Annotated in this window: 12 protein-coding genes and 1 pseudogene; 12 read left to right on the top strand and 1 reads right to left on the bottom strand. The window is 38.7% G+C overall.

Going from position 1 to position 13,378, the window contains the following annotated elements:
• Positions 1 to 51: 51 nt before the first annotated feature.
• From GH741_RS00330 to GH741_RS00280, 12 genes and pseudogenes are all read left to right on the top strand, one after another.
• Entirely contained in the window at positions 52 to 1,653 is a 1,602-nt protein-coding gene (locus GH741_RS00330) for a helix-turn-helix domain-containing protein (protein WP_170287517.1), read from the top strand.
• Positions 1,654 to 1,740: 87 nt separating this feature from the next.
• Positions 1,741 to 2,958 carry a M20 metallopeptidase family protein gene (locus GH741_RS00325; protein ID WP_170287516.1) on the top strand — a complete coding sequence of 406 codons (1,218 nt, stop codon included), beginning with the start codon at positions 1,741 to 1,743 and terminating at the stop codon, positions 2,956 to 2,958.
• On the top strand, positions 2,952 to 4,403 hold the full coding sequence (locus GH741_RS00320) for an aldehyde dehydrogenase family protein (RefSeq protein WP_153734787.1): 1,452 nt from the start codon (positions 2,952 to 2,954) through the stop codon (positions 4,401 to 4,403). The genes GH741_RS00325 and GH741_RS00320 overlap by 7 nt, the downstream gene beginning before the upstream one ends.
• Positions 4,404 to 4,416: 13 nt before the next feature.
• A pseudogene (locus GH741_RS22240) lies at positions 4,417 to 4,902 on the top strand (NAD(P)-dependent oxidoreductase); the annotation flags it as partial.
• A 30-nt stretch (positions 4,903 to 4,932) separates the two neighbouring features.
• Positions 4,933 to 5,322, top strand: a complete 390-nt coding sequence (locus tag GH741_RS22235; protein ID WP_338079186.1) for an NAD-binding protein — start codon at positions 4,933 to 4,935, stop codon at positions 5,320 to 5,322.
• 18 nt (positions 5,323 to 5,340) lie between these two features.
• On the top strand, positions 5,341 to 6,156 hold the full coding sequence (locus GH741_RS00310; protein ID WP_153734785.1) for a DUF3100 domain-containing protein: 816 nt from the start codon (positions 5,341 to 5,343) through the stop codon (positions 6,154 to 6,156).
• A gap of 4 nt (positions 6,157 to 6,160) precedes the next feature.
• A complete protein-coding gene (locus GH741_RS00305; RefSeq protein ID WP_153734784.1) occupies positions 6,161 to 6,613 on the top strand; it encodes a hypothetical protein in 453 nt (150 codons plus the stop codon).
• 92 nt (positions 6,614 to 6,705) lie between these two features.
• Positions 6,706 to 7,938, top strand: a complete 1,233-nt coding sequence (locus GH741_RS00300) for a Zn-dependent hydrolase (protein WP_338079178.1) — start codon at positions 6,706 to 6,708, stop codon at positions 7,936 to 7,938.
• A gap of 100 nt (positions 7,939 to 8,038) precedes the next feature.
• Positions 8,039 to 9,328 (top strand): D-serine ammonia-lyase, encoded by a 1,290-nt coding sequence (locus GH741_RS00295; protein WP_153734782.1) that lies wholly within the window; start codon positions 8,039 to 8,041, stop codon positions 9,326 to 9,328.
• Positions 9,329 to 9,563: 235 nt separating this feature from the next.
• Positions 9,564 to 10,313 carry a hypothetical protein gene (locus GH741_RS00290; RefSeq protein ID WP_153734781.1) on the top strand — a complete coding sequence of 250 codons (750 nt, stop codon included), beginning with the start codon at positions 9,564 to 9,566 and terminating at the stop codon, positions 10,311 to 10,313.
• A 503-nt stretch (positions 10,314 to 10,816) separates the two neighbouring features.
• Entirely contained in the window at positions 10,817 to 11,521 is a 705-nt protein-coding gene (locus tag GH741_RS00285; RefSeq protein ID WP_153734780.1) for a plasmid pRiA4b ORF-3 family protein, read from the top strand.
• Between the two features lie 351 nt (positions 11,522 to 11,872).
• Complete coding sequence (locus tag GH741_RS00280) at positions 11,873 to 12,652, top strand: transposase (RefSeq protein WP_153734779.1); 780 nt, start codon at positions 11,873 to 11,875, stop codon at positions 12,650 to 12,652.
• 138 nt (positions 12,653 to 12,790) lie between these two features.
• On the opposite strand, the gene GH741_RS00275 is transcribed toward GH741_RS00280, so the two are convergent.
• Complete coding sequence (locus GH741_RS00275) at positions 12,791 to 13,210, bottom strand: hypothetical protein (protein ID WP_153734778.1); 420 nt, start codon at positions 13,208 to 13,210, stop codon at positions 12,791 to 12,793.
• Positions 13,211 to 13,378: the final 168 nt, after the last annotated feature.

The following is a 13,378-nucleotide window of genomic DNA, read 5'->3' as shown; positions in this document are numbered from 1 at the left end:
CCGTCCCTATGAATCCCTATGAATCGGCCTAAGTATCTGAGGAGTGAAACAATGGAGTCCAAGATAAATAAGTTGTTTGAGATTAATAAGTTACTTACAAAATCTTTAGATATTGGGGTTATATTAAAAACCCTGGTAGAAGAAGCGAGAAATTTACTAGAGGTCTCTGATACGGTTATTCTCTATTTGTTTGATCCGGAGGAAGAGGTTCTTCGGGTTGCTGAGGGTGTCGGAATCGATATTTCTATCATGAGGAATATTGCTTTCCAGCCGGGAGAGTCATTAACAGGTAAGACCTATGCGGATCGGAAATCTTATTTATTCGCTAAAGAGGATATCATCAAAGAGAACATGGCAAATATGTCGACTGAAAACTATCAGCATTATTTCGAAGGAGTCTTTAAAAGACAGGTGAAAAGCGCCTTTTCTGTTCCTTTACTCCATCAGGAAGAGTGTCTAGGTGTGCTTGTTGTGGACAACTTTGAAAATGATGGATATTTTACTGATGATGATATCCGTATAATCGAAATCATTGCCGATCAAAGTGCGATTGCCATTGTTCACTCTAATCTTTTTCAGGATTTGAGTGAGAAAAATGAACAACTCAAGCATTCGATTGATATACATAAAAAATTTACTAAAGCCATCCTAGAGGGTGGTGGAATTGATACGATTTTATCTTTATTAAAGCGGCTTCTTCACGTCAATATTAGGTATCAAGACCATATAGGTGACGATCATGCAAGGGCATATCCGATTATTCGTGGTAAAGAAACAATGGGTTATCTTCATATTGAAAAAGAAATCGATCAATTACGGTCGTTAGAGGTTGTTGCGGTTGAGCATGCAGCAACTGCACTTGCCTTGGAATTAGTTAAAATAAATGCGCTTTATGAAAAAGAACTTCATTTCCGTGAAGAGGTCTTCCAACAGATGATTGAGGGGATTCCTTATGGCGAGCTCAAAAGAATCCAACACTATGTGAATTGGGATGTGAATTCAGAGCTAGTATGTATGATTATCGAGGGTCGACATGCCTCGTTGTGGCGACCTGATTTATTACTGGAAAAAGAAAGGTTTATCCGGTCGCTAGAGTCCATTAGCAAAACGGTTAGTGGCTCAAGTTTTGTGTTAACTAGAACATACCAAGCCATTTTGATTATTCCGGTAACAAGTGAACAAGTAATAGATAGGCTTGTTGAAAAAATTCAACATCAGTGGAATAAAGAAAAGGAAATTGTATTTGGAATTGGAAGAAAAGTACCGATAAATGAAATGGGAAACTCCTATCATGAAGCACAGGATGCCGTTCGTTATGGCAAGTCAAATGGAGAAATCTATGTAAATTATTCAAAACTAGGGATTGAACGCTTGCTACAAAAGGTCGATCCTACAACGTTGAACTTCTTTGTTGATGATAAAATAGGACCACTAATTGAAATGGGATCAGTCTACATAAATACCTTATCGACTTTAGTGCTTTCAAATAAAAATCATAAACTGACTGCTGAGCAATTACACATTCACCCAAATACGTTATATCAACGGATAAAAAAGATAGAAAATAGATTAAGTATTTCCTTTGACCAAGAAAGTGACTGGTTAAACTTGGTAGTCGCTTATAATCTATATGTGGCTAGCAACAGTAAATAGTTGTGCATTGTGTCCCTGTCCACATTTAATTAAAAATATCTGAATATTATAATTATTGGTAACATTATTTATAAAGGAGAAGGTCGATTGGGACATACAAAACTGAGCAATCAAGAAAATCTAGTCAAAAAGTTGATTGAAATCAGACACGAATTGCACCAGTTTCCTGAGGTTAGCTCGAAGGAATTTAAAACGACTGAACGGATTAAACAATGGCTTACTGAAGCTGGTTACACGATACTCCCTTTAGAAATTGAAACTGGTGTTGTAGCAGAAATTCAAGGAGGATTACCCGGAGCAACGGTTTCCTATCGAACGGACATTGATGCATTACCAATTCAAGAAGAAACAGGACTCCCGTATTCATCGAAAAATGAAGGAGTTTCCCATGCATGTGGACACGATTTCCATATGACCATTGCATTAGGCGCAGCCCTTGTTTTGGCTGAAAATAAAAATCAACTCAGAGGGACGGTTCGTCTGATTTTTCAACCGGCCGAGGAAACAACCCAGGGGGCCAGGCAACTAATTGAAGCGGGCTTGTTTTCAGATCAAAAAATTAAAGCAATATTTGGTGTACATAATCAACCAGGCATAGTAGCTGGTAAAGTCGGAATTACGGACCACCACTTAATGGGGGCTGTCGATACAATTCGAATTACAATAACTGGCAAAAGCGGACACGGTGCTATTCCACAAAATACAGTTGACTCCGTTGTTGCTGGTTCGGCAGTTGTGATGGGTCTTCAATCAGCAGTGAGTCGGAACTTAGATCCCTTTGAACCAGTGGTTATCACAATAGGATCATTCCATTCGGGAACAACTCATAATGTTATTGCTGGGACAGCCGAATTATTTGGGACTGTTAGAAGCTTTAATCCTGAAATTCGCGCACAGCTGCCTCAGTTAATTGAAAGGATATCCAAGGAAATCGCCAAAGGATACGGTGCAGAAGCGAAGTTAGAGTTTATTCCGCAAGTCCCGGCAATCGATAATGATCCATTGATGACTCAAATTGTAAAAGAAGCAGTCCTAGAAACATTAGGTGAGGATGCAGTTGTTCAACCAAAACCTACCCTTGGTGGGGAGGATTTTGCGCTGTATCAACAGCATGTTCCAGGATGTTATTTTTGGATTGGGACTGGTGATAAAGATAAAGGTGTGTCGAAGCAATGGCATGACTCCGCTTTTTTAGTTAACGATGACGTGATACCAGATGCTGTTGACGTGGTTGTACGGACACTAGAAAAGTCACTTGACCACTACGCGCAACAAAGTTCATATGGGGAGGAAAAAAGATGGTAGCTACTTATCAGAATTATGTAAATGGTCAGTGGATTGATTCAGAAACAGGGGAAACGTATCCAAGTACCAATCCAGCAAATGCCGAGGAAGTATTAGGATATTTTCAAAGTTCATCTGTTGCCGATGTGAAAAACGCCATCGAATCTGCTAAAGAAGCGTTCCCTTCATGGTCAGCGACCTCTGTTCCAGACCGTGGTGATGTGCTTTTTCGACTCATTCAGGAATTGGAAAATGAAAGAGAAGTGTTGGCAGAAATAATAACGAAAGAAGTAGGTAAATCACTTGAATCAGCAAATGGTGAAGTAACAAAAACGATTCAAGCAATGAAGCAATTTAGTGGCGAAGCGACAAGGCTTAAGGGTGAAACGATTCCGTCGGTTGATGCTAACATTTTCGGCTATACAGTCAGGGAACCTCTTGGTGTTGTTGGGGTGATTGCGCCTTATAATTTTCCGCTTGGGATTGGCATATGGAAAATTGCTCCTGCACTAGTCGCTGGGAATACGGTCGTGTTTAAGCCGGCAAGTAATACTTCTCTCATTAGTATTAAAATCATTGAACTATTTGAAAAATCGGGCCTTCCCAAAGGCGTATTAAATATGATCACTGGATCAGGATCTGTTGTTGGTAAGGAATTTGGAGAAAATCCTGAACTAAAAGCAGTTTCATTTACAGGCTCCTCTGACGTTGGAATATCCCTCGGTAAAGCAGTAACTGCTCGTGGTGGTAGAATGCAAGCGGAAATGGGCGGTAAGAACCCATCGATTATTCTCGAGGATGCCGATATCGATCAGGCTGTAGACAGTTTAATAGTTAGTGGTTTTTTAGATAATGGTCAGCGCTGTACCGGGACGAGTCGATTAATCGTGCCAAAATCAATTGCTAAAGAAGTTGTTGATAAGCTAGTCAAAAAAGCAGGAGAACTCGTTGTTGGCAATGGTTTTGACGAGGGCGTCGACAATGGTCCAATTATTGATGAAGGACAACTAAATGTCTATCTGCACTACGTTAACAGTGCGATCCAAGAAGGTGCGAAATTAGAATTTGGTGGGAAACGTTTAACCGATAACGGCTTAGACAAAGGCTTTTTTGTGGCACCAACCATATTTAGTGGAGTTACAGAAGAGATGACCATTGCTAAGGAAGAAATTTTTGGACCAGTTATTGCGGTGATGGAAGCTGACTCCTACGAAGAAGCAATGCGAGTGGCTAATAATACGGAGTTTGGCTTATCTTCAACGATTTTTACAAAGGATTTAGAAAAAGCCTTTCATTTTGTCCGTAATATCCAGTCCGGTGTTACCCATGTCAACATCCCGTCCAACTATTTCGAAAATCAATACCCATTTGGTGGAAAGAAGACATCTAGCATTGGGCCACGTGAACAGGGTAGTACAGCTCTAGATTTTTGGACTGATTATAAAACTGTTTATATAAACCCTTAAACAATCAGAAAGGGGGGCGAATATGGAGAAGAACAAGGTCGGTGTAATCGGATGCGGGGCAATGGGAAGAGGAATTATAAAAAATCTTGTGAGCAACGGATACGATGTGCTTGCGTTTGATGTCAATCAACCGGCAATGGAGAGTGTTAAGAAATTAGGTGCTGTTCCGGCTGAGAAAAAAGAACTTTTTCAACAGGCAGAATACTTAATTACATCTTTACCATCACCACACTTGGTCGAAGAGACAATCGTCGGTGACGATGGGGCACTTAGTTTTATGCCCAAGGGAAGCTATATCATTGATGTTAGTACAACCGATGTAGCAACAACTAGGGTCATCTTTGAACAATCCAAACAAAAAGACATAGCCTTTTTCGACTGTCCGTTAAGCGGTGGACCAGATGGCGCTGACAAAGGAGAGCTTACGATTGTTGTCGGCGGTGATCCGGATCGGTTTAATGATATTTACCCACTTCTTACGGCAATTGGTAAGGAGATTGAGTATATCGGCGAGTCTGGCTCAGGGCAAGTGATCAAATTATGTAATAACATGGTCGTTGCCGGGATTATTACTTTACTTAGCGAAGCGTTTTTAACAGGAGTAAAGGCCGGGGTGCCGGTGGAAAAAATTGCAGAAATGATGCAAAAGGGATCGGCCCACACGAAAGTAATGTCTGTATTTGGTCCTAATTTAATAAGTGGCGATCATGAGAATGTTAAGTTTATGCTTCAGCACATGTCTAAGGACATTCAATTATATATGGATCTTGCTAAACAAGAAAAGATCCCGACCTTTTTCAGTGCTACGATTGAACAATTTTACTCAATAGCCAAAAGTAAAGGGAAAGGAGAGCTAGATACATCCGCTGTTAGCCAAGTATTAGAAGAGTTAGCAGATTCATTGATTGTACCTAAATAAACTTGAGGAGGAATACGTATGACTGAAGAAAGAAAGAATCTTTGGAAAGATTGGCGTCTCCATGCTGTTGTATTAGCGATTGTACTGTTAACTGAATTAATTGGGACGCACACATTTCAAGTCGGGCCGGGCGTTATTTTATTATTACCTATGCTTTATGCTATTATCATCGGTCTTGCTTTATATTTCACGCCAATTGTTAAAGATAAACAATCGAAAAATGCTGAACCACTTATTGTCCTAGGGGTAACATTACTAATTGCAAAAATCGGCGTAATCATTGGCCCATCTTTGCCTCAAATTATTGAAGCGGGTCCAGCACTACTTTTGCAAGAGTTTGGTAACCTAGGAACTATCCTAATTGCATTACCGATTGCAGTATTTCTAGGACTAAAGAGAGAAGCAATTGGGATGACGCACTCGGTTGCTCGTGAGCCTAACGTCGGTTTGATTATGGACAAATATGGCTTCAACTCTCCTGAAGGTCGCGGGGTAATGTCAATCTATATTTTTGGAACTGTATTTGGTGCTGTGTTTATGGGCTTAATTTCAGGATTTCTAGCTACAATGACTCCTCTCCATCCTTTATCATTTGCGATGGCATCAGGGATTGGAAGTGGAAGCATGATGGCAGCGGCCAGTGGTTCGCTAGTTGCAGCCTTCCCAGCTATGGAAACTGATATCCTCGCCTTCGCAGGGGCTAGTAATCTATTATCTCTATCTACCGGGTTATACATGAGTATATTTATCGGACTTCCGTTAACAGAAAAACTCTATGATGTACTGACAAAGAGAAAAGAGAAAAAAGAAGAATCTAAAAGGATAGGGGCGTAATCATATGCTGAAAAACATTCAAGAATGGACGTTGTTATTAGCCATATTTGGCGTTGTTTCCCTGCTTGGTAACTGGGTAGGATATGATATCATGCCACTCGAGGCAATTCCTGGAATGATTGTACTAGTTCTCATTTGTCTTGTCGGTTTAATCCTTCAAAAATTGATCCCGGTAAACATACCTAGTGTGGCTTATGTTGCGATCGTTGGTGTGCTTGCATCAATGCCGTGGATGCCAGGCTCTGAGCAAATAGTCGAATGGACTGCTAGCGTAAACTTATTAGCACTAGCAACACCAATCCTAGCTTATGCTGGTATTGCAATTGGACGCTCATGGACAGATTTTGTTCAGCTCGGTTGGAGAAGTATCGTTGTTGCAGTGTGTGTTATGCTAGGAACTTTTCTGGGATCGGCACTTATTGCCGAATTAGTATTAAGGATTCAAGGAATTATTTAAAGCTGTAGGATGTTTAGAGGGCTGACTTAAGAGGACATTTTCATAATGGCCCTTTTGTGTCAGTCCTTTTTTATTAGTTGGGAGGGAATATAGTGGATATAAATGAAGAACGATTGTGGAGTCGAATTAACGAATTAGGCCAAGTTGGTGTGGATGTGAATGGTGGACTAACAAGACTTTCTTTTAGCGATGAGGAAAGAGAAGCGAAGCAATTGGTAAAAAAATATATGACAGATGCGGGTTTAATGATTCGTGAAGATGAAATAGGGAATATATTTGGTAGGCTAGCTGGTACTGATCCAAATGGCAAGACTATATTAATTGGTTCTCATGTTGATACCGTGTTAAGTGGGGGTATATTCGACGGAACTGGAGGAGTTTTAATTGGGATTGAAGTAGTGCAATCGTTAATAGAGCAAGGGGTTACTCCTGAAAATTCTGTTGAAGTCGTCGCTTTTACCGATGAGGAAGGAACACGTTTTTCGACAGGCATGATAGGTAGTAAGGGATATACTGGTCAGCTAACTAGCGATGAATTAGTCAATCACGTGGATGAACACGGTATTTCCATTGCTCAAGCAATGATTAATCAAGGGTATGATCCAAACAAATTAGCTAGCGTTAAAGTAGATCCCGAGACGATTAAATGTTTTTTGGAGGTTCATATCGAACAGGGAAAAATACTAGAGTCAAAAAATGTCCCAATTGGTTTGGTGACAGGTATCGTTGGCTTAAGATGGTTGAAGGTGAAATTAAGCGGTGAAGCAGGGCATGCGGGGACAACGCCTATGTCGCTCAGAAAGGACCCTTTGGCTGCAGCGGCTGAGATTATTCAATACATAGAAAAACTAGCGAAAGAACAAGAAAGAACCGTTGCGACAGTGGGACAACTAGCTGTCAATCCAGGCGGCGTTAACATCATACCGAGTGACGTTGAATTCACAATTGATTTACGTGATCTTTCTGACGAATTGCTTGATCAATTATTAAATCAGGTTAACGGTACGATTGAAAGTATTTGTTCGAAAAGAGGAATAACTTCCTCTGTGGAGGAAATACATAACCTATCAGGAGTTTCATGTTCATCGGAAATAAATGAAAGCATCAGAGCATCGATAGAAAAACAGGGTATTGAAGTAGTTGAGCTACCATCTGGCGCAGGACACGACGCCATGGTAATGGCCAACTTCACCCAAACAGGAATGATCTTCCTCCGAACCAAAAACGGCATCAGCCACACCCCAGAAGAATGGGCAGACAAAAAGGACATCACAGTCGCAGCCCAAACCATGGGGACGGTTCTTTTGCATCTTTTTGCTGACTGAAATTTGAATGGTTTTGAAACGAAGGGTGGATAACGGGTTGAGTGGGGAGGAAGCAAAAGAACCGTCCCCACGAAACCCTTGAAAGGTGGTAATTTCGATTATGGAAAAGTCTATAGAACAGTGGACAAAGGAAATTCCGGAGCTTAAGGACGTTGTGGGATTGAAGCCAATTTTTTGGCAAAATCCACACGTTGACATTGGTAGCTTGGCAGATGTCGCAGTGAAGAAAGAGGACATTCTCGATGCAATGGCGAGATGGGAACGATTTGCTCCATATTTAAGCACCGTTTTTCCAGAAATAGAAGAAACAGGAGGCATAATTGACTCTCCTTTAAAAAAGATTGATTCAATGAAAAAGGCCTTAATTAAACATTATGACCATTCATTCGCAGGTGACCTATATTTAAAATGCGATAATGAACTTCCAATTGCCGGTTCGATCAAGGCGCGTGGCGGTTTTTATGAAATACTTAAATATGCGGAAAAACTAGCTATCGATAATGATATGTTATCCCTAAAAGACAATTACCAGGTCTTAAGTGAACCACGATTTAAAGAGTTTTTTAGTAGTTATTCTATTGGAGTCAGTTCGACTGGAAATCTAGCTCTAAGTATCGGTATTATCAGTGCCAAGTTAGGATTTAACGTGGATGTTTATATGTCTGCAGATGCGAAGCAATGGAAAAAAGACCTACTGCGGACAAAGGGAGTAAACGTGTTTGAGTCCAAGGGTGACTTTAGTAAAGCGGTAACCGAGGGCAGAGAACGGACTAGCAAAGACCCAAAGGCATATTTTGTTGATGATGAAAATTCCAGGGATTTATTTTTAGGATATAGCACCGCAGCCCTACACCTAAAAAAACAACTAGATGCGAAAGGGATAGCAGTAGACGAAAATAATCCTTTAAATGTATATTTACCATGTGGTGTTGGAGGATCTCCGGGTGGTATTACCTTCGGCTTGAAAACTCTGTTTGGATCAAATGTACATTGTTATCTCGTCGAACCAACCCATACCCCATCTGTTTTAATCGGATTGTTAACTGGAGAACATGAAAAAGTCAGTGTAAGTGATTTTGGAATTGATGGCGTGACGGAGGCAGATGGTTTAGCAGTTGGCCGGCCCTCGGCATTTGCTACTAAAGTCATTGAACGCTTGGTTGATGGGATTTACACCATTGAGGATGACACCTTTTTTAAACTTTTAACCCTAATCGTTGATTCTGAAAAAATGAAACTTGAACCCTCAGCAACAGCAGGATTAATAGGACCAACAAAATTAACCCAACAAAAAGACCTACCAAAACAAACAACTCACATCGCCTGGGCAACAGGAGGAGCACTAGTCCCAGAAAGTTACATGAAAGAAGCATACGAAAATGGCAAGTAGGGACGGTTCTTTTGCGTCTTTTTTTCTTATGTAACTGTAGAAGACACTAATGTTTCAACAATGTGACCTCCCCTTCTATCACATATAACTAAGTATTATTTCGCTAATTATAATTGGAAAATTTATGATATGTCATAGGTATAAAATACTAAAAGATAACACAAAATACTTCCATTTCTTGTTAATTATGTGTTACTATTAACCTTGTAATTTACATAATTAGGGGGAATTCGACATGGCGGAAAAAGTTAAAAAACCATTTTACAAGAAATGGTGGGTATGGTTGATCGCAATTATTCTTATTATAGGAATAGCAAATAGTGGCGACGAGGAGCAAACTGCATCAGGTGAAGAAACCGTAACTGAAACAGATTCTAACGAAGTAGAAAATACCGAAGAGGGTACAACAGAAGAAGCAGAAACAGAAGAAGCCACGGAGGAACCCGTTGAAGAGGAAGAAGAGGTTGTTGAAGAAGTAGAAGAGGAAGAGCCAGTGGTCGAGGATACAAATAGTACTTATGCTGATTACGCTGATTATCACATTCCACTACTTACTGAAGAAACTTTAGCTTTATCGCAAGAGTCTTATGATTATATTGTTAGTAATTCAACTCATTTTCCAGCTCAAACAGATGAGGCAATTCAAAGTGTTAAAGCAGCTGAAGATCAATCTGTTACAATTAAACATTTGAACAAAAATGTTAATCCATACTTGTCCACTGTATTAAGTTTTACTGGAACGGTCATTTCTATTGAAGAAGTGCCAATTGAGGAAACTGATGATACATTAGCTCTTATCCATGTTATGGATGATGAAGGTAACTCTTACCAAGTAATTCTCTATAAAACTACTGGGGATATTTTAGAAGAAGATTATGTTCATTTCTGGGGAGTACCAGTAGGTCCATCTTATTTTGAAAACGTTTCTGGTGGAACCACTAACGTGCAAGTATTTATGGGATCACATATTGAGAAGTTGCAATAAATTCACAGAAGCAAGGGATAGTTCTCTTGCTTCTTTTTTAGTTATATTAGCTCTACTAACAGAAAATAAATTGATGAAAAAACCGGCAATACATAATAATGGATTAAATTGAAATCTTCCAATTACCTTACCTTATATGCTCCTTAAGTTCTTTCCAGCTAGTGTATTACAATTTTCCTCCAAATTTTGAGCGTCAACTCATCGAAAAAGTTCGTTTTAGCAACTGGCTCATTGAATAAAACAAATTCTACGGACAGTTCTCTAGCATCTTTTTCTTGAAATTTGAGTGATATCAAAGGTGGATAAAGGAGTCATCGCCTAGCGATTTCTTTCTTCTTTTGCATCCATACATCTTGTAAAATCAATAAAAAACGCGAATTAATTCGGGTTGATCGTAACTCAAGATTATAGGTTAACTAGCAATTTTTTGGCATGTAGTTCCCACCAAGTGATATGATAAAAGCGAATCCAAAAGGTAGTTTTTATAGAAAGGACTGGCAAATATGAAAGCCTATCAAATAAAAATTGAGCTGTTAGACTCTGACCCGTTAATCTGGAGAAGGGTGATAATGCCTGCTGCAGCTACATTTAATCGTCTAAACGATGTTATTCAAATTACCACGAATTTTCAAAGTGGATATACATATGAACCCTATCATTTGTTCGAATTTGATATAAGAGAAGAAAACTTGGTGGTTTCGAATAATGAAGAAGCATATCAAGAAAACAAGGCCTATAAAGAAATGTATAAAAAGGTGAAATTAGACAAAGAAAATGACCCGCGTGGTATTATTGCTCGGAAGCTAAAGACAACGATCAGACAGCCACAAACAATCAAGATAGACAAATATATTGAAAAGTATGGTCAGCTAGACTATACCTATGATTTTGGTGACAATTGGCAATTTCGAATTATCCTAGAAGAGATTACCGAGGACTATTATTACGGCTATCCGACGCTTATTGATGGGGCCGAGACTGCTCCACCAGAGGATGTTGGTGGTATTCCAGGATATTACGATTTTCTTGCTGTATATCATGATAAAAAGCACCCGAATTATGAGGAAATCAGAGCATGGGCAAAGGAACAAAAGTATAAAGAATATGATGTAGAATCAATTAATGACATCCTGAAATTTATAAAATACAAAAAAACTGAGTGGGACAAACTCGGAATAGATCCATATTCGGGGAAAAAAGTGAAGTAGGAGACGGTTCTCTTGCTTCTTTTTTCTTGGTTCTTCCAAATAAATTGGTGAAAAATCCGACAATATATTATATGATAGATTTATTCAGATAGCCTTCCAATTACCTCACGTAATTTTCCTTCTTATGGTCGCACATTTCTCTTATTTTATCAGCAATTCCCCTTCCAAGTTTTAACATCACACTCGTATAAAAAAACGTATTACCCACTATCACAACCATTATAGTTTTTAATCCCCTAGTTAGAGATTGCGTTAATTACCCCTGAAATTTCTTGCAAAAATACTTTCCTATGCTATCCCGAAAAATCCCATTATAATTTTTCATTAAACAGAAAAGGTAAGGTGATAAAGATGCCTCGAGGACCAAGGCAAAAAAGTGTAAGCGGAATATACCATATTATGTTGAGAGGAGCGAATAAACAGGAAATTTTTCACGATGATGAGGACTGTATGAAGTTTCTTGATTTATTAAAAAAGTATAAGTTCCAAACGAACCTAACTGTGTACGGTTGGTGTTTAATGAGTAATCATGTGCATCTACTGATAAAGGAAGGGAATGAAGATGTTTCAACTACAATGAAGCGTATTGGTGTAAGCTTTGTTTGGTATTATAACTTGAAATATAAGACCACCGGCCATCTTTTTCAGGATAGGTTCAGAAGTGAAGGTGTTGAGAGTATTCGATATTTGCTAACGGTTATAAGATATATCCATCAAAATCCTGTAAAAGCAGGGATAGCTAAACAATCGGATGAATGGAAGTGGAGTAGTTTTCGTGGCTATTTCAGAGAAAATATCTATCCTAATGGATTGGTAGATTGTCATTTTATTTTAGAGTTTTTCTCGAGTGATGGGATTGTTGCTAAAAAAAGGTTTATAGAATTCAGCGAAAGAGAGAATAAGGACGAATATCTTGAAAAACAGTTCAATGAAAGAAAAAGACTATCAGATGAAGAGGCAAGGCAGGAAATTAAGGAGTTGCTTGGTGTAGTTAAGATAGCACAAGTGAAAAGTTTGCCCAAACTAGAAAGAAATCAAGTATTGCGAAAAGTAAAGCGAATAGATGGAGTAACCCAACGCCAAGCTGCAAGAATTTTTGGAGTCTCCCCTAGTCTTGTGTCAAAAGCATAGGAAAACGAAGTCTTTTGTGCCAGTTTCCTACTGAATAAGTAGAATGTAATTTGTGTTGTACTTTTGTCATTTTTTAAAGGCTAGCACATTATGTACTAGAAAAGTGATTTCCGTATCAACTTCAGAAAAAACTCTGCTTCAATTAAAACGTTTAATCGAATTATCTAATTCCTCGTTTACATTATCTATTTCACTATTATATTCATAGATAATAAACAAGTTATTAATAGTGTAAAGATTATAAGAAACCATGTCGTATGTCTCTGTTTTGGCTCTAAATGAACCTTTTGCAATTGGAGCTTGTATGTTAAAGGGATAACTGTAGACATGGAGAGAATCTTCTTCGCTAATCCTAAAATGTACTGGTTTTTTACCGACTAACTCCAAGTTAAATAAGTTATCCTCATTAAGCTCATATGTTTCAAACGAAAAATTATCATCTCTCAAATGGTCTTCAAACCTAGATAAAGTATCATTTTTGTTGTCAGAAATTATCCAAATTAGAAGCAACACTAATAAAGTCAAAGAAACCGAAAAAATAATTACTATCTTTTTCATGAACTAACTCCTTTGTTGAGACATGGGGACGGTTCTTTTGAACACATTTAAATAATATGCATTTAAAGTTTATTTAACTCCATTTTGAATCGTAATAATTACTTCAACAAAGTAGGTTGCTTATCCTTCTTGTGATAAGCAACCTCTTGGAGCCCCTTATTATTTTTG

Origin of the sequence: Aquibacillus halophilus, assembly GCF_009649745.1 — a bacterium.
Classification (GTDB): Bacteria; Bacillota; Bacilli; order Bacillales; family Amphibacillaceae; genus Aquibacillus; species Aquibacillus halophilus.
The sequence above is the reverse complement of the archived record's forward strand: the minus strand, read 5'-3'. Positions and strand labels throughout refer to the sequence as shown.

Coding starts and splice junctions, on each gene's coding strand:
- GH741_RS00320 (WP_153734787.1), top strand. CDS start 2,952: ATGGTAGCTACTTATCAGAATTATGTAAATGGTCAGTGGATTGATTCA.
- GH741_RS00275 (WP_153734778.1), bottom strand. CDS start 13,210: ATGAAAAAGATAGTAATTATTTTTTCGGTTTCTTTGACTTTATTAGTG.
- GH741_RS00310 (WP_153734785.1), top strand. CDS start 5,341: ATGACTGAAGAAAGAAAGAATCTTTGGAAAGATTGGCGTCTCCATGCT.
- GH741_RS00290 (WP_153734781.1), top strand. CDS start 9,564: ATGGCGGAAAAAGTTAAAAAACCATTTTACAAGAAATGGTGGGTATGG.
- GH741_RS00280 (WP_153734779.1), top strand. CDS start 11,873: ATGCCTCGAGGACCAAGGCAAAAAAGTGTAAGCGGAATATACCATATT.
- GH741_RS00295 (WP_153734782.1), top strand. CDS start 8,039: ATGGAAAAGTCTATAGAACAGTGGACAAAGGAAATTCCGGAGCTTAAG.
- GH741_RS00285 (WP_153734780.1), top strand. CDS start 10,817: ATGAAAGCCTATCAAATAAAAATTGAGCTGTTAGACTCTGACCCGTTA.
- GH741_RS00305 (WP_153734784.1), top strand. CDS start 6,161: ATGCTGAAAAACATTCAAGAATGGACGTTGTTATTAGCCATATTTGGC.
- GH741_RS00330 (WP_170287517.1), top strand. CDS start 52: ATGGAGTCCAAGATAAATAAGTTGTTTGAGATTAATAAGTTACTTACA.